The 24,817-nt window shown below is 46.6% G+C and carries 18 protein-coding genes and 6 pseudogenes; 10 read left to right on the top strand and 14 right to left on the bottom strand.

Annotation, left to right across the window (positions count from 1 at the left end; all coding sequences use genetic code 11):
* Nucleotides 1-64: 64 nt before the first annotated feature.
* Nucleotides 65-1,575: pseudogene (locus tag O3W44_RS01175) on the bottom strand (DASS family sodium-coupled anion symporter).
* A gap of 587 nt (nt 1,576-2,162) precedes the next feature.
* Here O3W44_RS01175 and O3W44_RS01170 point away from each other — a divergent pair.
* Both O3W44_RS01170 and O3W44_RS01165 read left to right on the top strand, forming a co-directional pair.
* Nucleotides 2,163-4,939 (top strand): annotated as a pseudogene (locus O3W44_RS01170) (flavocytochrome c).
* Nucleotides 4,940-5,002: 63 nt separating this feature from the next.
* Nucleotides 5,003-5,966, top strand: a pseudogene (locus O3W44_RS01165) (FAD:protein FMN transferase).
* Here O3W44_RS01165 and dcuR read toward each other — a convergent pair.
* Together dcuR and O3W44_RS01155 are read right to left on the bottom strand one after the other, a co-directional pair.
* A pseudogene (gene dcuR, locus O3W44_RS01160) lies at nt 5,960-6,678 on the bottom strand (two-component system response regulator DcuR). The pseudogenes O3W44_RS01165 and dcuR sit on opposite strands and share 7 nt — an antisense overlap.
* Nucleotides 6,675-8,305, bottom strand: a pseudogene (locus O3W44_RS01155) (sensor histidine kinase). The pseudogenes dcuR and O3W44_RS01155 overlap by 4 nt, the downstream one beginning before the upstream one ends.
* A 277-nt stretch (nt 8,306-8,582) precedes the next feature.
* Here O3W44_RS01155 and mqo point away from each other — a divergent pair.
* Complete coding sequence (gene mqo, locus O3W44_RS01150; protein ID WP_269291662.1) at nt 8,583-10,238, top strand: malate dehydrogenase (quinone); 1,656 nt, start codon at nt 8,583-8,585, stop codon at nt 10,236-10,238.
* 80 nt (nt 10,239-10,318) lie between these two features.
* On the opposite strand, the gene O3W44_RS01145 is transcribed toward mqo, so the two are convergent.
* The 3 genes from O3W44_RS01145 to O3W44_RS01135 form a co-directional block, all read right to left on the bottom strand.
* Nucleotides 10,319-11,605 carry a type II toxin-antitoxin system HipA family toxin gene (locus tag O3W44_RS01145; protein WP_269291733.1) on the bottom strand — a complete coding sequence of 429 codons (1,287 nt, stop codon included), beginning with the start codon at nt 11,603-11,605 and terminating at the stop codon, nt 10,319-10,321.
* Nucleotides 11,606-11,625: 20 nt separating this feature from the next.
* On the bottom strand, nt 11,626-11,877 hold the full coding sequence (gene hipB / locus O3W44_RS01140; protein WP_269291661.1) for a type II toxin-antitoxin system antitoxin HipB: 252 nt from the start codon (nt 11,875-11,877) through the stop codon (nt 11,626-11,628).
* Between the two features lie 150 nt (nt 11,878-12,027).
* Nucleotides 12,028-12,312 (bottom strand): VF530 family protein, encoded by a 285-nt coding sequence (locus O3W44_RS01135; protein ID WP_269291660.1) that lies wholly within the window; start codon nt 12,310-12,312, stop codon nt 12,028-12,030.
* Nucleotides 12,313-12,522: 210 nt separating this feature from the next.
* Between O3W44_RS01135 and O3W44_RS24640 the strand changes: the two genes are divergently transcribed.
* From O3W44_RS24640 to O3W44_RS01110, 6 genes and pseudogenes are all read left to right on the top strand, one after another.
* A complete protein-coding gene (locus tag O3W44_RS24640) occupies nt 12,523-13,086 on the top strand; it encodes a DJ-1/PfpI family protein (protein ID WP_331283425.1) in 564 nt (187 codons plus the stop codon).
* A 134-nt stretch (nt 13,087-13,220) separates the two neighbouring features.
* Nucleotides 13,221-13,553 (top strand): helix-turn-helix domain-containing protein, encoded by a 333-nt coding sequence (locus tag O3W44_RS24635; protein ID WP_331283424.1) that lies wholly within the window; start codon nt 13,221-13,223, stop codon nt 13,551-13,553.
* 133 nt (nt 13,554-13,686) lie between these two features.
* A pseudogene (locus O3W44_RS01125) lies at nt 13,687-15,008 on the top strand (MFS transporter).
* A 227-nt stretch (nt 15,009-15,235) separates the two neighbouring features.
* Nucleotides 15,236-15,388, top strand: a complete 153-nt coding sequence (locus tag O3W44_RS01120) for a hypothetical protein (protein WP_269291659.1) — start codon at nt 15,236-15,238, stop codon at nt 15,386-15,388.
* A 299-nt stretch (nt 15,389-15,687) separates the two neighbouring features.
* Entirely contained in the window at nt 15,688-16,143 is a 456-nt protein-coding gene (locus tag O3W44_RS01115) for an ATP-grasp fold amidoligase family protein (RefSeq protein WP_269291658.1), read from the top strand.
* A complete protein-coding gene (locus O3W44_RS01110; RefSeq protein WP_269291657.1) occupies nt 16,140-16,574 on the top strand; it encodes an ATP-grasp fold amidoligase family protein in 435 nt (144 codons plus the stop codon). The genes O3W44_RS01115 and O3W44_RS01110 overlap by 4 nt, the downstream gene beginning before the upstream one ends.
* Here the strand turns inward: O3W44_RS01110 and O3W44_RS01105 are convergent.
* Both O3W44_RS01105 and O3W44_RS01100 read right to left on the bottom strand, forming a co-directional pair.
* The gene (locus O3W44_RS01105; protein WP_269291656.1) at nt 16,520-17,992 is read right to left on the bottom strand and encodes a pyridoxal phosphate-dependent decarboxylase family protein; all 1,473 of its coding nucleotides are present in this window, start codon (nt 17,990-17,992) and stop codon (nt 16,520-16,522) included. The two genes, O3W44_RS01110 and O3W44_RS01105, sit on opposite strands and share 55 nt — an antisense overlap.
* 14 nt (nt 17,993-18,006) lie before the next feature.
* Nucleotides 18,007-19,389: a diaminobutyrate--2-oxoglutarate transaminase gene (locus tag O3W44_RS01100; RefSeq protein ID WP_269291655.1), complete on the bottom strand. Its 1,383-nt coding sequence runs from the start codon at nt 19,387-19,389 to the stop codon at nt 18,007-18,009.
* Between the two features lie 559 nt (nt 19,390-19,948).
* On the opposite strand from O3W44_RS01100, the gene O3W44_RS01095 reads away from it, so the two are divergent.
* Nucleotides 19,949-20,137, top strand: coding sequence for a hypothetical protein (locus O3W44_RS01095; protein WP_269291654.1), 189 nt, complete (start codon nt 19,949-19,951; stop codon nt 20,135-20,137).
* A 45-nt stretch (nt 20,138-20,182) separates the two neighbouring features.
* On the opposite strand, the gene O3W44_RS01090 is transcribed toward O3W44_RS01095, so the two are convergent.
* From O3W44_RS01090 to O3W44_RS01065, 6 genes are all read right to left on the bottom strand, one after another.
* Nucleotides 20,183-20,983 carry a hypothetical protein gene (locus tag O3W44_RS01090; protein ID WP_269291653.1) on the bottom strand — a complete coding sequence of 267 codons (801 nt, stop codon included), beginning with the start codon at nt 20,981-20,983 and terminating at the stop codon, nt 20,183-20,185.
* A 94-nt stretch (nt 20,984-21,077) separates the two neighbouring features.
* Nucleotides 21,078-21,305, bottom strand: coding sequence for an acyl carrier protein (locus O3W44_RS01085; RefSeq protein ID WP_269291652.1), 228 nt, complete (start codon nt 21,303-21,305; stop codon nt 21,078-21,080).
* Nucleotides 21,306-21,611: 306 nt separating this feature from the next.
* The gene (locus O3W44_RS01080; RefSeq protein WP_269291650.1) at nt 21,612-22,748 is read right to left on the bottom strand and encodes a hypothetical protein; all 1,137 of its coding nucleotides are present in this window, start codon (nt 22,746-22,748) and stop codon (nt 21,612-21,614) included.
* A 161-nt stretch (nt 22,749-22,909) separates the two neighbouring features.
* Nucleotides 22,910-23,704, bottom strand: coding sequence for a hypothetical protein (locus O3W44_RS01075; protein WP_269291649.1), 795 nt, complete (start codon nt 23,702-23,704; stop codon nt 22,910-22,912).
* Between the two features lie 73 nt (nt 23,705-23,777).
* Nucleotides 23,778-24,116 (bottom strand): hypothetical protein, encoded by a 339-nt coding sequence (locus tag O3W44_RS01070; RefSeq protein ID WP_269291648.1) that lies wholly within the window; start codon nt 24,114-24,116, stop codon nt 23,778-23,780.
* 19 nt (nt 24,117-24,135) lie between these two features.
* Nucleotides 24,136-24,744: an IpaD/SipD/SspD family type III secretion system needle tip protein gene (locus O3W44_RS01065; RefSeq protein WP_269291732.1), complete on the bottom strand. Its 609-nt coding sequence runs from the start codon at nt 24,742-24,744 to the stop codon at nt 24,136-24,138.
* Nucleotides 24,745-24,817 lie beyond the last annotated feature (73 nt).

The following is a 24,817-nucleotide window of genomic DNA, read 5'->3' as shown; positions in this document are numbered from 1 at the left end:
ATGGTCTGGCAAGTGGTTGGATAATATAATATTTGCTACTAATCTACACGTGCAGATCCCGCAATCAGAACATCATCACCATCCATGGGTAGCCAATCAGCATCAGCGAGGCCAGGAAAATGGCGCCAAAGATAGTCCCCAGACGCCAGTAATCTTTGGTAGGCAGGTAGCCACTGCCGTAATAAATTGGGCTTGGGCCTGTACCATAAGGTGTGATAATCCCCATCACGCCTAACGATGTCACCATCATCAGGCAGAACACCGGCATATTAATGCCCGGAATTGATGCGGCGATGGTTAACATAGCCGGTAACAGTGCGGTGGTATGCGCGGTGGTGCTGGCGAATAAATAGTGCAGCAGGAAGAAGGCGATCATAAGCATGACGGCTGCCACCTGCGGATCAAAACCGCCCAGTAACTGACCGCCCTGTTTACCCAGCCAGGCGATAAAGCCGACGCGCGCCAGGCCATCGGCTAATGCCACCAGCGTGGCAAACCAGGCAAACGTATTCCAGGCGGGTTTATTGCTGGTGATATCGTTCCAGTTAAGCACGCCGGTCCACAACATCAATACCACGACCAGCAGTGCCGCCATTGCTGGTTCAATCCAGGCTGTGGCGAAAATCCACATCAACAGTGCGCAGCAGACAAACACCAGTAACAGAATTTCGTTGCGTGAGAGTTTGCCCAGTTTTTCCAGTTCGCTGCTGGCCCAACGTGGAACCTCATCGTTTACTTTCACTTCTGGCGGGTAAAACCAGTAAGCCAGTAACGGCATGGTCAGGATCAGTAAAATACCCAGCGGCAGAAAGGCCAGGAACCAGGCGCCCCAGGAAATTTCAAATCCGACAATGCTTTTCACGAGCGCCAGCGCCAGCAGATTCGGTGCCAGGGCTGATAAAAACATCGAACTGGTAATACAGGCTGCGGTGATCGCCACCCACATCAAATAAGAGCCGATTTTACGGGCGCTGGGATCGTTAGGCTTTGAACCATACAGCGGCGGCAGGTTGGCAATGATAGGGTAGATGGTGCCGCCACTGCGTGCGGTATTCGAGGGCGTAAACGGCGCCAGCAGCAGGTCAGCAAAGGTGATGGCGTACCCTAATGTCAGGCTGCGTCGGCCAAGATACTTAACCAGAATCAGGGCCAGACGACGACCAAATTGTGTTTTATCGTAGCCTGCGGCAAACATAAAAGCGCCGAAGATGAGCCATACGGTTGAATTACCGAACCCGCTGACGGCCCACTTAAACGCCTGCGTTGCCTGCTTAAAGCCTGGATCAGCCAGTTCTGTCGGGCTAAACAGCACCCACTCACTGAACAAGGCAATAACCACAACGCCGGTTAAGCCAATGACCGCTCCGGGAAGCGGCTCAAAGATTAACCCGACAATCACACCGACAAAGATAGCGAAGAAATGCCAGGCGTAAGGTTCAAGCCCTGCGGGCACCGGGACCAGCAGGAGCAGCACAGCCACCAGCACGGGCAGGAATAACATAAGCAGAGGTTTTTTTGCCCCTTTACAGCAGGAGCGGCTTTTGGCGGTTCGCTGGTTAAGGATTGTGTTTTCATAATCATGGTCTGCAAGTTAAGAAGGATGCGGTTACGCCCCGATACTTCGCCGCTGATTACTTAATCTCTTTTTATTTATTTGGCGAGTTAATCGTGACAGGTGAAATTTATTTTTTCCTTTAGTTTCCTGAAAATCAATTTTCAGTGCTTAGGAATATTCTGCGACTAATTAAAATATTGAAATTGATCTAGATCAATTTTTTATTAACCTGTTTTTATTTTTTATAAAAATTCACATTTATTACTTTTTTAAGGGATGGTTAATCCCCTTTTTGAATCACAAAAAGCGTAGTTTTCTTTTGTTGGAAAGTCATATTTATTTTTAAATTATTGATATTAAACGAATAAAATTTGAGTAAAAAGCTTGTTTGATTTTTGATAACTATTGGTTAACAATTAATGGTGCTAAAATAGTGGCATGCTCTGTTTTTATTGATTCATATACTTCAAAAGTTATATAACTAAAATCAGACTTTATAAAACTAAAGAAATTGTTATATTGGATGTATGACGTCGGACCACTTTATTTATTGAGAAATTTTGTCCGCAGCAAACTTCCAGGCTTTTAAATTTTGGAGTTGAAGATAATGAATACTCTCACCCCGCTATTGAATCCGCTCACCTTACCTGGCGGTGCCGTATTAAAAAACCGGCTGCTTATGGCACCCATGACCACCTGTACAGGCTATTATGACGGCACTGTGACCCGTGATTTAGTGGAGTATTATCGTTCTCGTGCGGGCAGTATTGGTACGGTTATCGTTGAATGCTGTTTTATCGACCCTAAAGGCCCGGCGTTTCCCGGCGCGATTGGCATTGATAGCGACAACAAGATCCCCGGCCTGAAAAGAATTGCCGATGCGATCAAATCTGAAGGTTCTAAAGCGATTCTGCAAATTTACCACGGCGGCAGAATGGTTGAACCTGAATTGATCGGCGGCAAAACGCCGGTCGCACCCAGTGCCATTGCCGCACCCCGTGAAGGCGCAACCACACCACAAGCGTTAACAGGCGAAGAAGTCGAGGTGATGATCACCAAATTTGGTGATGCAGTGAACCGTGCCATTAAAGCGGGGTTCGATGGCGTAGAGATCCATGGTGCCAACACCTATTTGATCCAGCAATTTTATTCACCCAACTCCAATCAGCGTGATGATAAGTGGGGCGGAAGCCGCGACAATCGTGCTCGCTTCGCCCTGGAAGTGCTCGAAATCACCCATAAAATGGCCGAACGCTTTGCCCATGAAGGGTTCATTATCGGCTATCGCTTTTCGCCCGAAGAGATTGAAGTTCCCGGTATTCGCTTTGATGACACGGTCTGTTTGCTGGAAAAACTGGCGGCACGCGGCCTGGATTATGTCCACTTCTCAATGGGCCAACTTTTGCGTCCTTCCATTGTGGATACGCGCGATCCCACTCCGCTCATCACTAAATTTCTCGCCGTACGTTCAGAAACGCTGGCAAAAGTGCCGGTGATAGGTGTGGGAGGTGTGGTGAATAAAGCTGATGCCGAATCTGCCCTGGAGCATGGCTACGATCTGGTCGCAATCGGTAAAGCCTGCATCGCTTATCCTGACTGGACCGATCGCATCATCAATAACGAACAGCTTGAACTTTATATAGACAGCACACAGCGAGAAGCCCTGAACATTCCGGAGCCGCTGTGGCGCTTTTCACTGGTGGACGCCATGATTCGTGACGTCAGCGACGCCGGGCGGAAATATAAAGCGGGCGTGTATCAGGAAAAAGTCGAAGCTGAGGCGCTGAAGTTAAAAATCAACGTTACGCTGGATACGGACCGCATCACTGACATCGCTCTGGTACCCGATGACACGCTGGATGTTGACTTTACAACAACATTTGAAAGCCTGCGTACCCGAATGCTGGTGGCTAACAGCCCACATGTGGATGCGATTACCGGTGCAACAACACAGAGTGAGGCATTAAAAAAGCCGTATCGCGTGCGCTGGCTACCTCCAGCAAAGAGCATGTCATTGAAGAGGGCGGTAACCCCGAAGCGCCGCTGAATTATGATGTGGTGGTGGTTGGCAGTGGCGGCGCGGGACTGGCGGCGGCGATTCAGGCCAGTGAGGAAGGGGCGCGCGTAGTCATCATTGAGAAGATGCCGACCATTGGCGGAAATACCATCAAGGCTTCTGTGGGGATGAACGCAGCGGAAACACGTTACCAGAAGCTGAAAGGCATCACAGACAGTAAAGAGTTGTTTTATGAAGAAACGCTGAAAGGCGGCAAGTTCAAAAACAACCCGGCGCTGTTGCGAGAGTTTGTCGAGTTAGCCCCGGAGGCGATTGACTGGTTAACCGAACACGATATTGTGCTGAATGACATCACCATTACGGGCGGCATGAGCATTGACCGTACCCATCGTCCCGCCGATCGTTCAGCAGTGGGTGGATTCCTTATCAGCGGATTGGTTAAAAACATCAACAAGCGCAACATTGAAGTCTTGCTTGAAACCGCTGTGGCTGAAATTTTGTTTGAAAACGGCACCGTCGCTGGTGTGAAAGTGGTTGATGAATACAACGACAGCCGTCTGCTGTACGCCAAAAGCGTGATTGTGGCAACAGGCGGCTTCAGCGCCAATCGTGAGATGGTGGTGAAATATCGTCCGGAGCTGGATGGCTTTGTGACCACTAACCATAAAGGGGCGACCGGTAGCGGAATTGCGCTATTGCAAAAAATTGGCGCTGACACAGTGGATATGAATGAAATTCAAATCCATCCTACCGTTGAACAAACCACCTCTTATCTCATTTCTGAATCAATTCGTGGCGGCGGCGCGATACTGGTGAGCCAGGCCGGACAGAGATTTTTCAACGAAATGGAAACGCGCGATAAAGTGTCAGCGCAGATTATCGCATTGCCAGAGAAAAGTGCCTGGATCATTTTTGATGAGCAGGTGCGCCAGAATAACAAAGCTGCTGATGAATATCTCGCGCGAGGATTCGTTAACAGTGCGCCATCCGTCGCTGAACTGGCGGTGAAACTGAACATGGATCAAAATGCCCTGAAAGCCACGCTGGATCGCTACAATCAGTTCGTGATCAAGCAGAGCGACGAAGATTTTGGCCGCACGACCGCGCTGCGCCATCCGCTGAACGAAGGGCCTTTCTACGCCATCCGTGTCGCCCCAGGCGTTCACCACACCATGGGCGGCGTCACGATTAACACCGATACGGCAGTGCTGGACAGCCAGAAGCAGGTTATCAACGGTGCCTGGGCGGCGGGTGAAGTGGTCGGCGGCATTCATGGCGCGAACCGTATTGGGGGTAACGCAGTTGCCGATATTATTATCTTCGGTATTCTTGCCGGACGTAACGCAGCGGCCTTTGCACGACGCTAAACCTCAACCTACTGTGCTCATGACGGCATGGGCACAGTGCCAACACTTTAAGCAGAGGCGTTCATGACAACTGACACTCCTGTCTATGCTTACTCTGCGGTGCTGATGGGATCGCCCATCTTATTGAAGCTGTTCGAGCATAATGAAAAGCTGGCCGGACAGGTTTTCCGTCTGATCAGGCAATATGAGAACGCGCTGACTGTTAACCGCGACCATTCCGACATTATGGCAATCAACCATGCCGCCGGACACCATCCGGTCAGCGTGAGTGAGTCTGTATTCAGCTTGATCCAGTGTGCTAAAGCGGTGAGTTTGTTGCCGGACACGCTTTTTAACTTCACCCTCGGACCAGTGGTGAAATGCTGGAAGATTGGCTTTCAGGGCCATCGCGTACCGCCAGCCGACACGTTACAGGCACGCCTGTCACTCTGTAACCCAGAAAACGTCGTGTTAGATGAAGAAGCGCACTCGGTGTTTTTAACCCAGTCGGGCATGGAAATTGATCTTGGCGCGATTGCCAAAGGCTATATTGCAGATCGAATCCAGAATTTTTTACGCCAGCAGGGCGTGGAGAGTGCCCTTATTAATCTGGGGAAACGTACAGACGCTGGGTGCGTCTGCCGGACAGGAACGATGGGCTATTGGCCTGAAAAAGCCCTTTGCCGCACCGGATGAGTTAGTGGGTATTATCCACGTAGTGAATAAATCGGTGGTCACTTCCGGGGTTTATGAACGCTATTTTGTGTTGGATGGTCAGTGTTATCACCACATTTTTGACAGCAAAACCGGCTATCCGCTCAATAACGAGCTACTCAGCGTAACGCTTATTTCAGATCGTTCCATTGATGGCGATATCTACACAACGCTGCTGTATGGCATGGGTGTTGAAAAAGGCATGGCTTATTTAGCGGCGCGTCCGGATATAGAAGCGATTTTTGTTACCCGCGATAAGCAAATTATTTGCTCATCGCAGCGACAGTTCACCTTTACCTTACTGGATAACAGCTATCGAACAGTGAGCTACTGACAATATTGCCTGAGTAACGAATGATACTCCGCCTGCAGGCGGTAGCGGTAAACCGGCCGGCCTGTGGCGCCGTAGTGAATAGTCGTAAACAGGATATTAATCTCAGCCAGCCAAATCAGATATTTTCGGCATGACACGCGTGAGATATTCACTTCGGTTGCCAGTTCATCGGTTGAAAATTCACTGCCCGGATGTGCATCAATCCACTGGCAAAGCGTCCGTAAAGTTTGCGGCGTTAAGCCTTTCGGCAGGCGCTTTTGATCGTGAGTCGTGGGGGATTGCCATGAATTAACTGATCCAGCTCGGCTTGTTGATAATATTGCTGGTTATCCATGAGCGTTCTTTTTTGCCGCCAGTGCGTTAAGGCTTCTTCAAAACGTGCGAACTGGAACGGTTTGATCAGGTAATCGACGACGCCGTAATTGAGTGAGGTTTTAATCGTCGCCGCATCGGCCGCTGAAGAGATAATGATGACATCCACCGGGCGCTTTGCACGGCGCAATTCGGGCAGTAAATCCAGACCGTTTTCCTGCTGCATATAGATATCCAGCAAGATGAGATCCACAGGCTGATCGGTTTGCATTAACCGCTCTTTCGCCTGTTGCAGCGTTGACGCGGTACCGCAGCAGGTAAAGCCTGAAATCTGATTGATATAGCAGCGGTTCAGCTCCGCTACCATGGCATCATCGTCAACCACTAACACATTGATCATGCAATTTTGTTTCCTTTGTTCCACGGGAGTTGTACGAAAAATTGGGTGTACACGCCCGGTTCTGATTCGACGCTGATGTTACCGCCAAGACTTTCTGTTTGTTGCTTTACCAGAAACAGTCCGACACCGCGATCGTCGCCTTTCGAAGAGAAGCCTTTTTCAAAAATGGTGGCCAGTAAGCTGTCCGGTATCCCTGGCCCGTCATCGCTCACCTCACAAGAGAGCCAGCCGTTTTGGCAGTGCAGCAAGACGTGAATTTCCCCTTCCTGCTGCTGCTCCAGTGCCTCAAGTGCATTTTCAATCAGGTTCCCCAACACGGTTATTAACACAGTAACCTGCTGTTCACTGCCACCGTCAGGCAAATAGCTGGCATCACTGAGCAGTAAACGATGTCCTTTGTCTGAGCTGCGGTTAATCTTGCTGAGCAAAAAACCGGCAATGACGGGGATTTAATACGTTGCAGCAGCGAGCCAATTTCTGTCTGGTAATTATTGGCGGTTTTTAAAATGTAGGTTTCCATCTGGGCGTAATTTTTCATATGAAGCAGCCCAAGAATAACGTGTAACTTATTCATGAATTCGTGAGATCGCTCACGCAGGGCATCAACGTAGTTTACCATGCCGTGCAGACGCTGCATTAGCTGGCTGATTTCAGTCTTGTCCCTGAAAGTACAGACGGCGCCGATAATGTGCTGGTGGTTGCGCACCGGAACCGTGTTGCTGATCATGATGCGGTTACCCACATTGAGTTCTTCATCATGTCGCGCTTTACCCCTCAGCAGGGCTTCGCGTAAGTGGCTCAGCATCACTGAATCTTCAGGAATGGCATCACCGCTGTGCGGGGCCTTACTGGCGGCCTCACGCAATAACTGCTGGGCTGCCTGATTAATCAGCGTAATACGTGCCTGTTCATCAACTGCAATAACGCCCTCTTTAATCGAATCCAGAATAGCCTGCCGCTGTTCAAATAAGCTGGATATTTCATAGGGTTCCAGCCCAAGCAAAATCCCTTTCAGCTGTTTTACCAGGATAAGTACACCCAGCAAGCCGACCAGGGCGCCAAGCAGGAGAGTCCATAAAACATTCCAGCGACTTTTGGTGATCTGCGCAGCCACATCGCTGAGTGAAATGCCAATGGCGACCACCCCAATTTGCTGATGTTGAGCATTGAAAACCGGCGTGAAAACACGCAATGCTTCTACTAATACGCCATGATTTACCGAAACGTTTTCATGCCCGGCGAGTGCGGGTAACAGATCATCGCCAATAAACCGCTGATTGATTAACTCCGCTCTGCGGTGAGAAAGCCGCATTCCCTTCATATCAGTTACAACCACAAACAGCAGATCGTTGCGCTTCTGTACCGCTTTGGCTATCGGTTGAATGAGGCCGCTTTCGGCGGGAGAAATCAGACCGCGCTGGATTTGAGGATCGTCTGCAAGCGTGCGGGCCACCGCCATCGCTTTGTCTTTCACATGCGAACGCGTGAAGTCATCAATCTGAACGAAATACAAAACATGCACGCTTAACAACACGGTAAAAATGACACCGACCATCATTAATGTCGTCAATGTGCTGAGTTTCATTGGGCGCTTGTTTTTAGATTGTGCTGGCTGGAGTGGGTTCATGGTGGTGTATCAACAGGTATTGGCTGAGTCGCCGTGCAACATACGCTATGTTTGTTTGTCAGTATAGGGTGGAGGCCCCGCTTGTGCGTTAAAAGGCAGAGCGGCGTAAAAGGGATCAGCGACAAACCACCAGGCACAAACGCTCTTTTTGTAACTAAAGAAACAACTGGCATTATTTTTTAATTAATTAACTAAATTTAAATCAACTTAAACGCAACAATATTTTAAACTTCGCGAACTTTTTTTAACCATAGTTATTTTAGTAGTGTAGAACTTAATGATTAAATTAACAAAAGCATTTCCTTCGCTTTCTCTTGCAGCATTATTAGTTTGTTCAGCGGTTCACGCTGAAACGTCACCAGAGAAAACAGATGTCCTGCTGATTGGCGGTGGCATCATGAGCGCATCACTGGGCACCTGGTTAGAAGAGCTTCAGCCTGACTGGAAACAGATCATGGTTGAGAAACTCGATGGTGTCGCGCTGGAATCCTCTAACGGCTGGAACAATGCGGGTACTGGCCACTCAGCAAACATGGAACTGAACTATACGCCTGAGCGTCCAGACGGTTCTATTGATGTCACCAAAGCACTGGAAATCAACGAAGCATTTATGATTTCTCGTCAGTTCTGGACCGCCCAGGTGAAAAGCGGCGTCCTGAATAATCCGCACTCTTTCATTAATTCTACGCCGCACATGAGTTTTGTCTGGGGCGATAATGTCGATTACCTGACCAAGCGTTACGCTGCATTGCAGAAAACGGTTCTGTTCCAGGGCATGAAATTCTCAACCGATCATAAGCAAATTGAAGAATGGTCACCGCTGATCATGCAAGGCCGCGATCCTAAGCAACGTGTTGCAGCGACCTGGACGCCAGTGGGTACCGATGTTAACTACGGCGAAATTACGCGTCAGCTGATCGGCAGCCTGAAAAAGAATGACAATTTCAGACTGGAAACCTCTTCTGAAGTAACTGACTTTAAACGTAACAGTGATAACTCCTGGCACGTTACTATCAAAGATGCCAAAAATGGCGAAGAGCGTGCGGTTGATGCCAAATATGTCTTTATTGGTGCTGGCGGCGGCGCGCTGAAGCTGTTGCAGAAAACAGGTATTCCTGAAGCGGATAACTATGCCGGCTTCCCGGTGGGTGGTTCGTTCCTCGTGACCGAGAACCCAGCCCTTGCCAACATCCACAGACAAAAAGTGTATGGTCAGGCTTCTGTTGGCGCGCCACCGATGTCTGTACCGCATCTGGATTCACGCTACCTGGACGGTAAGCAAGTGGTGCTGTTTGGCCCCTTTGCCACCTTCTCAACGAAATTCCTGAAAAACGGTTCGCTTTTCGATCTGCTGGGCACCACCACCACCAATAACTTTATGCCGATGACGCATGTGGGTCTGGATAACTTTGACCTGGTTAAATACCTGATTGGTCAGGTTATGCTGAGTGATGACGATCGCTTCGCCGCGCTGAAAGAGTACTATCCAAACGCGAAGAAAGAGGACTGGAAACTGATCCAGGCAGGTCAGCGTGTTCAGATCATCAAGAAAGACGCAGAGAAGGGCGGCGTGCTGAAACTGGGTACCGAAATCGTTACCGATCAGCAGAAAACGGTGGCGGCATTACTGGGTGCATCACCTGGCGCATCAACGGCAGCACCGATTGCACTTAACGTGGTTCAGAAACTGTTCCCTGAGCAGTTCAAGACCCCAGAATGGCAGGCTAAAGTTCATAAATTTGTCCCGAGCTTCGGTAAAAAACTGAACGACGATCCTGCGCTGGCTCAGCAGGTCTGGGACGACACCGCAGCAACCCTGCAACTGACTAAACCACCGGTTATTCACATGCCTGCAAAGGCTGCTGACGCACCGGCTCCGGCACCTGAAGCCGCGAAAGCAACCGAGTCTGCACAGCACGATATGGCGCTGTAAGCACGGTTAACGTTGTCTTAAGTTTGAAGAAAGGGCTGATAAACAGCCCTTTTTTATGCCTGTAGAACAGAAGCAGAAAACTACTTTTCGAGGCGGGCCAGCATTTTCAGGCTGTGCGTAAATATGGCATGCGAAATACGCGCTGGAATGGTATCCGGTAATGTCTCTTTCACGCGCGCTATGGCTTGTGGCAATCTGTCACTAAACTCATCAAAAATCTGTTGCATCTGCCCCTGATTAAACTTCACGCTTTTTGCCGTTTGCATAAAATGGCGTGGAAATATTTTATCAATTTCATATTTCTTACCTTTGGTGGCTTTCAGGCCCATCGCCAGCTTTAGCTCACGCAAATTCAGTCCTTTTCCGCCCAATACCGGGTAGGCTGAGATCACATCATAGAAAGGAGTGAGTCGGTAACTTCCTCCGCGTTCGATAAAGACAGAGACGTTTTTAGCGTGGCCGTCAGTGGCACCGATCAGCCACTGAAACACCTGGAATTTCATGAAATTATACCGGTCTGTCACTGCCTGACTTGAGCCCATCAGCAATTTCATTATCGCTTCAATGCCGGGCCCGCCATCGGACTCATATTTTAGTGACGAAGGTAAGCCAAAGGTCTGGCAAATATCTTCCTGTGGCAATCTCATCAGCCGGGTTCTGTCAGCGTTCCAGCGTCGGTCAAACCTTTCTACAGCTAATGCACGGATATTGCCTGCAACAATGATCGTGGCATCAGGTACGTCAAATCCCAGCTCCCGGGCAAGCGCAAGACAGACAAACTCATTTTCTACGCTTTCGCTCATATCCAGCGTGGCGGCAGGCTGTTTAATCTCACCAATAGGAAGTTTAATAATATGCGAGGTGGGTGTTGCGCCTTTGGGGATTGCCCAGCCTGTATCTGTTTTAAGCAACGCTGTTTTTTCCTGCGCACCGGCAACGGAGATACGGAAATCCTGCTCATCTTTTATCATGCCTAGCGGGATATCCATTTTATAAGCAGATAAAACGCGCGCTAATTTTTCCTCATTCAATAGCTCGAAGCGGGGCACTAAATCGGGGAGTGTTTCATCAGGTGGAAGTAACATCACCGCACCAACGCTGTCTCTGCCTGTTTCTTTTAGCAGGTCGAAGGGCTGGCGTGATTTTGTCTGATAACGCGCAACGATTCTGTCACGGATGACCGGGCTGTCTGGCAGCAGGTTATCAAAGTAATTAATCACTGCGGCAGACGAGTTTACCGGCAGTTGCAAGGGAAGAGAGAGCGATAAGGGTCTGGCAAGCGGGCTGTTTAGCCAGTCAGGATCGTACTGAAAGGCATGTGCACCGTTGCTGTGTTGAGTCAGAATGCCGATGCGCTCCCCATTCATCCAGGCAATCAGTTCCTGCTTCACCAGTCCGCCTCCGTATCAGAGCCTGTTGTAGACGGCGAAGAATTTTTGTCCTGAATCTCCATGGCGAGATCAAGCGACTGGATAATTTTGAACAGAGTGGCCAGCGTCGTCAGGTCTGGATTGTTTTCAAAATGTGAGAGCGTGGCCTGTTTTAGTCCCACTCTGTTAGCGAGTTCACTTTGCGTCCAGCGTTTTTTTTGCCGAATGAGTTTTAAATGGTTCGCGAGTTGTGTTGGGCTATATATCATGATGAACACCCGGATGCTTTTAAAGAGAGCCGTCTACGCTGTTTCGTATCAAAGGAATAACGTGTATCCCTTTCAGGGGATAAAGATGACATTATCCGCCAGAGAGGATAATGTCAATTTTATCCTGTCCAGCGGATAACAAGGGCGCGCTTACCGATGTTTATTTCGCGCTAATGCCCACGGATCTTCGCTGGAGGGGCTGGTTTCTGCTGTCTGTGGTTCATTCAAAGAAGCAAGATAGAGCGCCTCTACTTCAGCACGCGCCCAGGGTGTACGACGTAAAAATTTCAGGCTGGACTTGATACTGGGATCGCTTTTAAAGCAGTTAATTTTGATGCGTTTGCTCAGTTCAACCCAGCCATAACGAGCCACCAGACGGATAATTTGCATCTCCAGCGTTACGCCGTGTAAAGGATCTTTAGAAACAGGGGTCATCAGAATCTGTCCAGAGTGTAAAAAATTGCGCTCACCCTAACGGGCAGAAAGGCATTATGCAAGGAGCGGCAAAAAAGTGTGTTGGCAAACCGGTCGCTTTTCGTTATCTGTGCTGTGATTGCTACTACACCCGCACCCGACAGCACTTAAGAACAGCCGCAATTATTGTTAACCTATGGCAATGTACTCCGTTGTGACAGAGAGAGTTGTATGTTTACGCATGCCGCGCCAGGCGCCCTCGATCATCCTTTAAAACCAGACCTGCGTGTTGGCTTTTTATTAATTAATCACTTCACCCTGATTTCTGTCGCTGGGCTGGTGGAGTCGTTGCGTTTTGCTGCCGATGAATCCTTTTCCAGTCGACAGATCTTTTGCCAGTGGGAATGGATGACGTGTGACAATCAACCGGTTATTGCCAGTTGCGGTTTACAGGTAACACCCACTGCTCCGCTCGATCTCGACGCCCACTGGGATTACATCGTACTGGCGGGCGGTTTGCTGGAGGAAACGCGCAATCCACCGGGCTGGTTACTGGAGGCGGTATGCCAACTTCATGCACGTAAAATACCGATTATTACCCTGTGCAGCGGCTCATTTATTTTAGGCAATGCGGGTTTATTAAATGGCCGACAATGTGCCATTCATTTCACAACCCGTGATGAGTTTCGTCAGCGTTTTCCCTGGCTATACCCGTTATTGATAAAAGTTACATTAATGACCGAGGCATCATTACCTGCCCAGGCGGAACGGCAATTGACCTGGCGGCAGATTTAATTCGCTGGCACTGCGGTGAGATTCGCGCCCAGAAAGGGCTGAAATACCTGCTGGCAGACGAGGAGCCAGCAAAAAAAGCGCGGAGTAAACAGCGAGAGAAAAAACATCATCAAGCGGTATATGAGAACGATCTGGTGTTACGCGCTATTGAATTTATGAAACACCATCTTGATAAGCCTGTCCCACTGGAGCGGGTCGCAGAATTTGTTGGCGTCACATCACGTCAGTTAAATCGGGCCTTTGTTGTCGGCACCAGCGAAACAGCTTCGGCTTACTGGCGCAAATTGCGGCTGGAACATGCGCGTAAACTGATGGCCAACTCCAGCAACAGCATCAATGCAATCGCCAGTGCCAGCGGTTTTGCCGATGCTTCTCATCTGATTAGTTGGTTTCGTAAACAGTATGGCGAGACGCCTGCAACTTACCGTAAGCGGCGACGCGAAGTTGAGCGACTGCTGAAAACTTAAGGTGTTACGCATGTTTACGCTGTGCTGCGTTAACCTGCAACAGACTTAACGGTTTTGAGACCCGTTCAGGTATTCATCAACATATTGTGTTATGGATAAATCTCTGACGAATTTAAGAAAGGATCTCTTTACTATGACTGTCTCTGTTCAAGCGGAACATATTATCCCTGCACAAAAGCGCGCACTGATTGCGGGTTCAGTGAGGAATTTTATCGAGTGGTATGAGTTTGCCGTTTACGGCTTTCTGGCAACAATAATCGCACAAAACTTCTTTCGCTTAGAGGGCGAAACGGCATTAACAGGCATTATTCTCACCTATGCATCGTTTGCTATCGCCTTCTTTTTCCGGCCACTCGGAGCCATCGTGTTTGGTCGCATCGGCGACAGGATCGGGCGTAAACCCACGCTGATAATTGTATTAATTATGATGACGCTGGCGACAGCGGCGATTGGCATTGTGCCGGGTTATGCCAGCATAGGCATAGCGGCACCGCTAATTATTACCGGGCTGCGTATTCTTCAGGGCCTGTTTGCCGGGGAGAGTATGGCGGCGCTGTCTCCTTAATGACGGAATTTGCACCTCGCGGTAAACGTGGTCTGTTTGGCGCCTGGCAATCTTTTACCGTCGCCCTCGGATTACTCGCTGGTGCAGGGATTGTCGCGCTGCTTTCCGCCTCGCTGGAACCCGAGCAGATGTTAAGCTGGGGCTGGCGCATTCCCTTCTTTATTGCTTTGCCGCTGGGCGGCGTTGCATTATGGCTGCGCGTACACATGGAAGAGACGCCAAGCTTTATTAAACAGCAACAACACGCCTCTCTGCCTGAGGAAAAAGCCAGTCTGAGCGCCACCTTTAAAACCATACTGCTCGGGATTTGTCGCGTGATGGTATGGTCAGCTGCCGGTTACACGTACTTAGTGATTATGCCAACCTACCTGCAATCTTCATTGCATACAGGATTTAATCAGGCATTGCTGATCGCCGTGATTTCTAATTTGGGCTTTGCGTTAACCATCATTCCCGCCGGGATACTCAGTGACAAAATTGGTCGACGTACAGTGATGGTGACAGCAGCGGTGCTGCTGTTGGTATTAGCTCTGCCGTTGCTGAAAATCTTGCAGGCTGAATCTTCAACGTTATTGATTAAGGGCGCAGTGGTATTTATTGCCGGTGGTGTTGTCGGATTGTTGGCCGGTCCCGGCCCCGCGATGTTGGCCGAAATGTTTCCAACTCGCGTGCGCTACACCGGGTTGGGGTTGGCTTATTCGCTGTCAAACGCTGTTTTCTCTGGCTGTGCAGGTTTAATTATTACCGGGCTAATTAAGCAAACCGGTAATCTCGATATTCCCGCCTGGTATGTCATGGCAACGGCAGTGGTCAGCATTCTGGCACTGATGACGCTAAATAAAGATGATCATCTGCGCTTGCTGGATGAGCCAACGCAACCAAAAATTTAATATCTTCAACAAGCAGGGCTTAATAGTCAGGGCAGAAAAATCTTGCTGCCTGATATTAATGCCCTGAATTTAAGTTCTGCATTCTGTTTGCGCTTGCCACCTTATAGCACTTCTACTGCGTTATTTTGTACAAACAACAAAGGTGATAGCCTGTATCGTTTCACGATGGATGATAATTTTTATTATTGAGCGACAGTACAACTTCCTGTTTTTTCGAAGGAATGAAAATGCTGGCAAGTCAAAAAAGAATTGCAGAAGGTGTAAAGCTAAAAGAGATCTTGTTTATTGCATTATTATTAAGTGTTAATTTCGCAATAGCGACTGAAAAAAAGAAATATGTTAATAAAATAATTAAACTTGAATATGTGAAAAAATATTAATGTGACAGCCTGTTATTAAAACCTGCCTGTTTCTCATTCGTTAACTTACAAAGCAGAGGGGGCGATTTTATTTATCTGAGGTTTAATAAAGCAACGTTACGATGAGGTTTTGATATCTCAGGACGGAACCATGCAGTATCATAATTTTATAATAAAGAAAATTGAGTATTGTGGAAAAGTGATGCGGAGCTTTTTTGTCAGCGATTTGAGATACAGGCAATCAAAGTATTCGCGAGAGTTCAACAGAGTCGCCAGCATTATCAAGCCCGCCAGCCTGAACGAAAAAAATAAACCATCGCATGATTTATGATCACAATCCTGACTTCACTTTGTTAGCTGATAAGGTAAAGGTTCGTGATTATGTGCGAGATAAAATCGGTGAGCACTATCTGGTGCCTTTATTAGGCGTCTACGAAAAATTTGATGACATCGACATCAAGTTGTTACCGCAAAAATTTGTGATTAAATGCACACACGACAGCGGCAGCGCCATTATCTGTACTAATAAAAACCATTTTAATTTCAGCAAAGCAAAAAAGAAAATTGAGTTCTGTCTGGGGAGAAATATGTATTATGCAACGCGGGAATGGCATTATAAAAATATTAAGCCCGCCGTGATTTGTGAAAAATATATTGATCTGTTTTTGGAAAAAGATAAAAGCGTTACGCCAGAAATTTTTCGGTTACATTGCTTTTCCGGTCAGGTGCAGTTTGTTGAAGTAGATATAACGGACGAAAACAAAAAGAATTCGTGAATGTATACAACTGTAGCTGGCAGCTTTTACCTTTTACGGTTGGGTACCCTACTACAGATTATCCGCTCGAAAAACCCGTCAAATTTGCCAAATTGATTGCACTGGCAGAAAAACTGGCCGAAGACATCGACTATTGTCGCGTTGATATGTATGCCACCGATGACGAAATTTATTTCAGTGAAATTACCCTGGCTCCCTGCAATGGAAGAATAAAGATAAAACCGTTGTCATGGGATTTTCGTTTGGGTGAGCTTTGGGAATCGGCGAAAGATAAATCAGCCGAAGAGAAGATAGTGCGTTTTTTTGGGGGCGTCTCTAAACGTAACAATAAAAAGCCGATAAAATTATCGGCTTTTTTGCCAGAACTCAGCGAAAATCAGGCGCTGTGTAACGGTTGTGCAGTTTTCTCAACCAGTGCCAGTAGCAGCTGAATATCTTCCAGCGTTACGGTAGGGTTTAATAACGTCATTTTCAGGCAGGTTACGCCATTAAACTCGGTTACACCCACATTAGCGCGACCTGATTCGAGCAGGGCATCACCAATTTGCTGGTTTAACAACGCCACGGCTGCATCATCTGCCGATGCCATTGCGGCCGGACGATAACGGAACAGCACGCTGGCGAGCTGCGGTTGCATAACCAGTTCCAGCGAGGCTTGTTCATCAACGTAGTGAGCAACCTGTTTTGCCAGCGTCACACCGTGATCGATGATCTCGGCGTATTGCTTCTGACCTAAAGCTTCCAGGCCCATCCACAGCTTCAATGCATCGAAACGGCGGGTCGTCTGCAGTGATTTCGAGACCAGATTCGGTACACCTTGCGCTTCATCGAACTCAGAGTTCAGATAAGCCGCCTGATAGCGCATTAGCTCATAGTGACGCGCTTCTTTCAGCAAGAAAGCGCCGCAACTAATGGTCTGGAAAAATTGTTTATGGAAGTCCAGCGTGATGGAGTCAACCAGTTCAATCCCGTCCAGATAGTCACGATATTTCTCAGACAGCAATAACGCTCCGCCCCAGGCCGCATCGACGTGAACCCAGATATTATGTTCTGCCGCCAGTGTTGCGATAGCACGTAATGGGTCAATTGCGCCGGCATCGGTTGTGCCTGCGGTAGCAACGATAGCCAGAATTTGCTCACCGTTGGCTTTCGCCTGAGTGACTTTGGCGGTTAAATCGTTCAGATCCATACGGGCAAACTGATCGGTTTTCACCAGCGTCACAGACTGATAGCCGAGGCCCAGCAACGCCATGTTTTTCTGTACGGAGAAGTGTGCATTTTCAGAACAAAGCACTTTGATCTTACGCAGATCGCCCGTTAAGCCGTCCTGCTGGATCGAATGTCCCTGGCGTGCAAAGTAGGCATCGCGTGCCAGCATCAAACCCATCAGGTTACTTTGCGTACCGCCGCTGGTGAACACACCCGCATCGCCAGCCTGATAACCAACCTGAGTACGCAACCACTCAATCAGCTTCATCTCAATGATGGTGGCTGAAGGGCTTTGATCCCAGGAATCCATGCTTTGGTTGGTTGCATTGATCATGACCTCTGCGGCCTGACTTATCACCAGGCTTGGGCAATGCAAATGCGCCACACACTGTGGATGATGCACTGACAGGCTGTCTTTCAAAAAGTATTCAATCGCCCGCTCAATGGCGGCCTGGTTGCCCAGGCCTTGCGGATTGAAATCCAGTTTGATGCGTTCACGCAGTTCAGCAACGGTTTTACCCTGATACATCTCAGGCTGTTGCAGCCACTTCACAACCGCCTGGCTGCTCTGTTCAATTGCTTGCTGATACGCTTCGGTGCTTTGCGCTGAAGCGGCCAGAATTGGATTTAACCGGGACATCGAATTCACTCCATTCAAACCGGTTTAACGCCAGCTGAGAGCAGGGCGTTTTCAAATTTATCAATGAACACGTCGAGTTCTGCATTGCTGATCAGCAGGGAAGGCAGCAGGCGCAATACGCTACCGTGACGGCCACCGCGCTCCAGAATCAGACCGTTTTCAAAGCATTTCTTCTGCACCAGTGCAGAAAGCGCACCATCAGCCGGGAAGCAACCCATATGATCTGCTGCTTCGTCAGGTTTAACCAGCTCGATGCCGATCATCAAACCCAAACCACGCACATTGCCGATAACCGGATAACGCTTTTGCAGCTCAGCCAGTTTGGCTTTCAGCCATTCGCCTTGCTCAGCCACTTTGTCAGCGACATTATTATCTTTGAGGTAACGCAGCGTAGTCAGGCCCGTTGCCATCGCCAGTTGGTTACCACGGAAGGTGCCGGTATGGTGGCCCGGTTCCCAGGCATCAAACTGTTTCTTGATACCCAGTACGGCTAACGGTAAACCGCCGCCGACCGCTTTTGACATCACAATGATGTCTGGCTCAATACCCGCATGTTCAAAGGCAAAGAATTTACCGGTACGTGCAAAGCCAGCCTGGACTTCGTCGATGATCAGCAGAATGCCATGTTCCTGAGTCACTTTACGGATGCGCTGCAACCATTCAGCCGGAGCCGGATTCACGCCACCTTCACCCTGAACCGCTTCTAAAATGACCGCAGCAGGTTTACGCACACCGCTTTCAACGTCGTTGATCAGATTTTCAAAGTAATAGGTCAGCGCCTTCACACCCGCTTCACCACCAATGCCCAGCGGGCAGCGATACAGGTGCGGGTAAGGCATGAACTGCACTTCAGGCATCATACCGTCAACGGCTTCTTTCGGAGACAGGTTGCCGGTAACGGACAGTGCACCGTGCGTCATGCCGTGATAGCCGCCAGAGAAGCTGATCACGCCTGAACGGCCAGTGTGTTTCTTCGCCAGTTTCAGTGCGGCTTCAACGGCATCAGCGCCAGAAGGGCCGGTAAACTGCAGGCAATATTCTTTGCCCTGACCAGGCAGTAAAGAGAGCAGATAAGCGGAAAACTCATCTTTCAATGGCGTTGTCAGATCAAGAGTATGTAACGGCAAGCCGCTGGTAATGACATTTTGGATGCTTTGCAACACGTCAGGATGATTGTGACCCAGCGCCAGGGTTCCTGCGCCTGCCAGGCAATCAAGGTATTGCTTATTCTCAACGTCAGTGATCCATACGCCATTCGCTTTAGCAATTGCCAAAGGCAGCTTACGTGGATAACTTCTGACGTTAGATTCAAACTCAGCCTGTCTGGCCAGGTAGGTTTCGTTGTTAGTGACTGAATGCGCATCTAAACTATCAATACGGACTTTATCCGTCATCATATCTCTCCTACAACCAGGGCTTATCATTGTGCCTCAGTTGAATAATTGAATAAAAAGTAAACTACTGCTTAAAAAGCGCGGCCAATATAGGACTTTTTACCACCGGACTCAACGATTAATTTTGTGAAGATTTATTAATGGCTTTTTATTAATAATCAAAGTGTTGCTGCGTTTTTGACCACGCGGGGTGCCACTTTTTTGTTACTGAGTTATTAATAAAGCACTAAATGATCTGCTTCAGATGAGCACTGGTATCGTTAAATGTTTGTAAGAGGCGGTTTTAAAACAATTTAGTAAAGAGCCAAAAGAAAAGTACCAGCACTTTCTTTGTTAACAGAATGTGTCGGATGCTCTGCTATGAATTACGTTATTCACGCTAACGCACCGGACAGCGAGGAAGAAAAACGATGAGATTTTAATTCAGGTCGATAACAGTAAGGCAGGAAAAGGCAATTTCAGGTCAACCTGATTCTGATGCGTTAGTTGTGCCGTTGTCAGGCAGATGAAGAGAGGTGAAAGAGCACAACGCTGGCGCATAAGTTATTTAACATAAGATAGATTGCGCGCATTAAAATGGTGTCATGCTTCTTTAAACGCTTATGCAGCAAAAGTTGCCCGCTCAACGGCCCCTGTTACAGAAATGGCCGACCAGATGTTGGCCAGCCGTGAGGTATTTAGCGTCAGCCTAAGAAAAATTGCCTCGCTATTCTGTTTTTTAAAAAAAAAAGCCGAAAACGATATTGATTGAGTGAGTTTCAATTCAACTTGAAGAAAAGAAAGTTAAATCAATAGATTATAAACGAGTCTGTTCATTTTCAGGGATGTTTTCAATGGCGTAATAGGCTTCCAGCACAGAGAAGAACGCTTTTGAAATAGATCCTATCATGTTGGCGCTGCTCTCCTTGACTTTTTGTAGGTCATTTTCAGAATTTAATGAGGAATAATCCAGTTCGAAGAAAGAAAGAGGCAGACCACCCGTTTTTAAACATTCAAGGCTATAGAAAGCCTCTTTGTTATAAAGATTTTCTTCACACACCTGACGGTAAGCATTAAAAACGGTAAACGCAGATTTCAGCATAGCTTTTGCTTTTTCGGGCTCATCATCAACAGGATTGACTTTGCTTTCAAAGTAGGCGATCACTTTTTCATGATCTTGCGCTAAACTGTTTATTTTTGAAGCATCACTTAGCGTCATTTTCTTTACAAAAATATTTTGACATTGTTTCTTTATAAATTCGCTGTAGATTAGCGATGAGAAATTCGCATCGATTTTACTTGATTGGAAACGCGATGAAAACATCGCCTTCACTTTTTTGTCCTGTTCAAAGCTAAGGTTTTGACGAAAAATACCATTCGCATTTTTTGGATTGGCTAGTAAACGTTCAGAGGTCAGGTTACATAGGTTGGAAAAGTTAGCAATCTCATCAACTTTATTGTTTTTTCTGAAAGATTTTGCTGTATTGATTATTTTTTTTATAAAATAAATTATTCCCTTCCCACAGGATTTGTTTTTTTTGTTTTCAGCTGTCGATAAATTAACATCTGATATATTATCGACATAGAACGTTGCTTGTGTATATTCATTAATTTTCATCTTATTTTTTCTCTTTAAACTATTTTCTCATAAATCAACACCGAGATGAATCCTGTCATCTTGGTAATGCCAGGGCTTTGTCACATTGTAATCGCTAACAACATAACTTAACCAAATCGCCTACAGTCAGGTCAGCATTGATCTGCTCTTCTTGCAAAAAAAGACCCTGCTCTTCTAAACTGATAAGGAATTCAATTAGCTCAATAGAGTCCAGTTTTAGCGTTTTGATGAGACTATCTTCCATAGCAATTTGCCCGGCTGGCAACCCATTAATCTGACTTATCTTACTGCTTATAATATCTAACGCTTCATTTATTTCCATTTTACATTATCCAAAATGTTTATTGTTTTTTCTGATGTAAAGATGCGTTTATTTAGCATTGGACTAAACTTAATGAAATCATAGAAGCGAGAGTCCTTTATATTATCCATGTGACCCGCTTCTTTAAATAACGTTAACGCATCAGATATGGCTTTTTGTCTGATGTCATTTTTAGAGTCGCTTCCCACTACTGTAAGAAAGGCCGATTTAATATAATGTTCAATGCTGTTTATATAGCCTGCCTTCCCAGGTTAACTTTACTGATTAATGGATCATTTTCCAGGCCATTCAGGCGCAGTTCTGCTTTTAGTGTGTCCAGTAAAATCTCTTTGGGATTACTTTTGTTGAGGGGGTTGCTTCAGGGCGAGTTTCATGCCCTGAAAGTTGCTGAACACTTCGAACTACAACTTCTTTTTCTTGATTATCCGGGATCTGAATTTCAAGACTTTGTTCTGATAATTTTTCATTACGACTAGGTTTAGCATTGCTCATACGCTGTATATACGTTGCGTTACTATTTTTTATATCGCTTAAAGGGGCGAATTGATAAAGCGTTGAGCTTTTAGCTATGTCGTTTGTGTTAATACCCTTAGTCTCGATATTCGCACTGGAAAGAGACGCCCCGGAAAAATTCACCAATGTGCTATAGCGGTTAAAGGTGTTATTTATCTGTGTGTTTTTGCTGTGGTCAATTTTATTCACAGTTGTGTCGTCGCTTTCGTTGGCGCTGGTATCACTAACTATCCTGGCCCCTGTGGCCGACTGGCCGTTTTGTGTGTTAGCGGCGTCAGCCGTTGTGCCGTTCGCCGCAGACCTTATGCGATCTGTTTTGGCGTCTGAGACGTTATGACCAGTAGTCTTACTATCCTCATTAACGCCCCCGTTTGCGGCAGTAGCCGACGTCAGGCGATTGTCAGATGATCTGCTTCGCTCAGTGTCTGATGCATTATTAGCTTCGCTTCCTGTAACCAAAGTCTCCTGTTTATCTGATGATCGATGATCTGCTGCCGAAAGGCGATTTCGGTTATCTACAGCATGAGATGAATCGTTTTCAGGTGCTATATCAGTCTCATCATAGGATAGAGGGCTATCTGTAGTATCAAAAATGACTTGAGGTTTAAATTCAGGCCCGCTTTTTTTCCTGATATCAAGCTGATCAGAGTCTATAAATAAGGAGCCTGTCAGATGTTTTGTCAGGTCTTGAACAAGCGCATCTTCAGGATCCGTGGAGTCAACAAGATTCGTAATGCTCTCTAAATCAACCGTGTCCGTTGAAGAGAAGGTATTCACGCCTGTCTCACGCGTTTCCGGCTTTTCGATTTGTACAAAATCAATATTGCTGACAATTTTTTCACGATTATCAAATAAATTATGATAATCATCAGCCGTAATGACCGATTTATCACGGGAAGGCAGACTTGCGATAAGATCTTTCATTAACAAAAATGTCTGATCCTGATTCAGGTTATCTGAATTTAATATCAACTCTGCTAACCCAACATAACGATCTGCACTTTTGCTGTCTGGCGTATTCAGTCCAGATCGCTGATGGTTATCAGTCGTTTCGTTTTGGCTAAAGTTTGGGTTGTTATTATTAATAATATTTACAGGGCCGAAAGGAAAACCTTTGGAAGGGTCATTTGCCTGTAAGTTATTATTTCCCTGGGGCCCAGAGGGGAAGGCATTTGAGCAAGTGGCGGTTCTGCTTTAGACGCTTTATGCGTATTCAGTGTTGCAGGAATAGCACTAAGAGCGGCATTGAGTCGCCTCATGTCCTGCAGCATTCCTGTGCCGTTGTTCTTTGATAGTCTGGCTATATCTTCAACGATTTCGTCCAGAAGATTAAAGCAAGCGCGAATATCGGGTTTGAAAACCTTACCAAGATCATTCATAGCCTGTTCTCGTGAACAATCAGGATGATGATGACACCATGCATCAATTGAACTATCGACAATGTTAGCTGAAAGTTTCTCTACGACACTCTTACCGTACTGCTGTAAAAAAGGAATAAGCTTATTCCATGTTTTTTGGTCATTTACCTTTTCAGGATGTTGTGAAATAAATTTAGTTAGGTTGTTAATTTTCCTTTTTTCAGTTTCGGCAAAGCTGTCTTTTTGTAAGGCGAGCATTCCAATGGTATTTTTGAATAACTTACCATTTTCATAAGCATCCAGATTGTCTAATTTTTCAGAAAGAGAAGATTGAGCAAGGGTGTCGATAAATTTAGAGGCTGACGAAATGCTGTCTGGATTGGAAACATAATTTTGCCTGGCAAAAGTAAGGTGGCTGTTTTGTACTGCCTGAATGCATGATGTCAGGTTGTTGTGCAAACACTGCGTAACTGCTTCTTGAATTTTAAGTGCCGTCTGGTTCGCATACTCTGTATTTATTCCATGCATAACTATTTCCTCTGTTATTTTTCCGATGTACTCTTGCCTGAGCAAAAGGGGAATTTGTAAAGAAAGTTAATAATTAATTGCTTGAGGTGGCAAGAATGAGAAATTTCTTTATGCTCAACTGGCTTTGTCGCTTGTTGAACGTGAAAGGAATGATTAAGCCTGCTTTTGAAAGATTTATTATTGTAATGTACAGATGAGGTTGTCTCACTGAAGGGGGCAGATAAGAAAGCAAACCGCTCATTTTTTTATTTGCAGGGAGAGTAATAGTCAGTGGCTTGTGCGTTTTTGCTGTCAGGCTTGATAGGCTAAGCCATGAAAATTTTGCTGGTAAATTGATAGTGTGCGCAGAAACGAAACCACGCAGAGTAAAATACTCTTGATTAGATGGTTTGGTTTTACTGTTTTTTTGCATGAAAGTTTAACCCTTTCTATTACAAAGATTTCAATACCTGTTTTGCACTATCTGCAAGTGTTGATATAACACCGCTCAAGACTTTATTTAAATTATCAAAAGTACTGTTGGCCTGGCTGTAGCGTTGGGCAAATGATTGCATATTACTTTGGAAACTGCTTCCTAAGGCGTTAAAAGAAGCTAACCAGGCTTGATAAGCTGTGGTTGAAATCTCTCCCGTTGTAGTGGGAAGCTTAAGGCTTGCATTATATTGATCAAGATTGAAGGAGATTTTTCCATTCTGATCGACTTTATAAGCTGGCTCAAGTGTACCCGTCATTTCAGCTTTTTGCTCCGAACTCATATTTTCCCAACCCGGAACAGAGCCAAATTGTTGAGCGTTAACCCAGGTGTCAAAATCACGCCAGCCTTTTTCCATAATATTTTTGTCGAATTTAATAGTATTACCATCCTTACCTGAAGTGATGGCCTCTCCTGCTGCCTTCTGTACAGTTTCATTAAACTTTTCATACATAGAAGTATAGGTAATCATTAAGTCTGCATAAAAATCGACGTAATCCTTTTTAATGCCCCCTATAGCAATTGCGACTCTCGCCCGTAACTCGGCATAGCTGGTATTGACATCAATGCCAGTTCTGCTCTCTTCAGCTTTTGCCTGTGAAACCTCTTTTCTGATAGCCGTCGTAAAAATACTATAATTC

Source organism: Pantoea sp. LMR881 (assembly GCF_027157825.1).
GTDB classification, from domain to species: domain Bacteria; phylum Pseudomonadota; class Gammaproteobacteria; order Enterobacterales; family Enterobacteriaceae; genus Pantoea; species Pantoea haifensis.
The sequence above is the reverse complement of the archived record's forward strand: the minus strand, read 5'-3'. Positions and strand labels throughout refer to the sequence as shown.

Bases quoted from the DNA above. Each gene is read 5' to 3' on its own strand.
- mqo (WP_269291662.1), top strand. From the start codon at position 8,583: ATGATTAAATTAACAAAAGCATTTCCTTCGCTTTCTCTTGCAGCATTA.
- O3W44_RS01145 (WP_269291733.1), bottom strand. From the start codon at position 11,605: ATGAATGGGGAGCGCATCGGCATTCTGACTCAACACAGCAACGGTGCA.
- hipB (WP_269291661.1), bottom strand. From the start codon at position 11,877: ATGATATATAGCCCAACACAACTCGCGAACCATTTAAAACTCATTCGG.
- O3W44_RS01135 (WP_269291660.1), bottom strand. From the start codon at position 12,312: ATGACCCCTGTTTCTAAAGATCCTTTACACGGCGTAACGCTGGAGATG.
- O3W44_RS24640 (WP_331283425.1), top strand. From the start codon at position 12,523: ATGTTTACGCATGCCGCGCCAGGCGCCCTCGATCATCCTTTAAAACCA.
- O3W44_RS01120 (WP_269291659.1), top strand. From the start codon at position 15,236: ATGCTGGCAAGTCAAAAAAGAATTGCAGAAGGTGTAAAGCTAAAAGAG.
- O3W44_RS01115 (WP_269291658.1), top strand. From the start codon at position 15,688: ATGATTTATGATCACAATCCTGACTTCACTTTGTTAGCTGATAAGGTA.
- O3W44_RS01105 (WP_269291656.1), bottom strand. From the start codon at position 17,992: ATGTCCCGGTTAAATCCAATTCTGGCCGCTTCAGCGCAAAGCACCGAA.
- O3W44_RS01100 (WP_269291655.1), bottom strand. From the start codon at position 19,389: ATGATGACGGATAAAGTCCGTATTGATAGTTTAGATGCGCATTCAGTC.
- O3W44_RS01090 (WP_269291653.1), bottom strand. From the start codon at position 20,983: ATGAAAATTAATGAATATACACAAGCAACGTTCTATGTCGATAATATA.
- O3W44_RS01085 (WP_269291652.1), bottom strand. From the start codon at position 21,305: ATGGAAATAAATGAAGCGTTAGATATTATAAGCAGTAAGATAAGTCAG.
- O3W44_RS01075 (WP_269291649.1), bottom strand. From the start codon at position 23,704: ATGCATGGAATAAATACAGAGTATGCGAACCAGACGGCACTTAAAATT.
- O3W44_RS01070 (WP_269291648.1), bottom strand. From the start codon at position 24,116: ATGCAAAAAAACAGTAAAACCAAACCATCTAATCAAGAGTATTTTACT.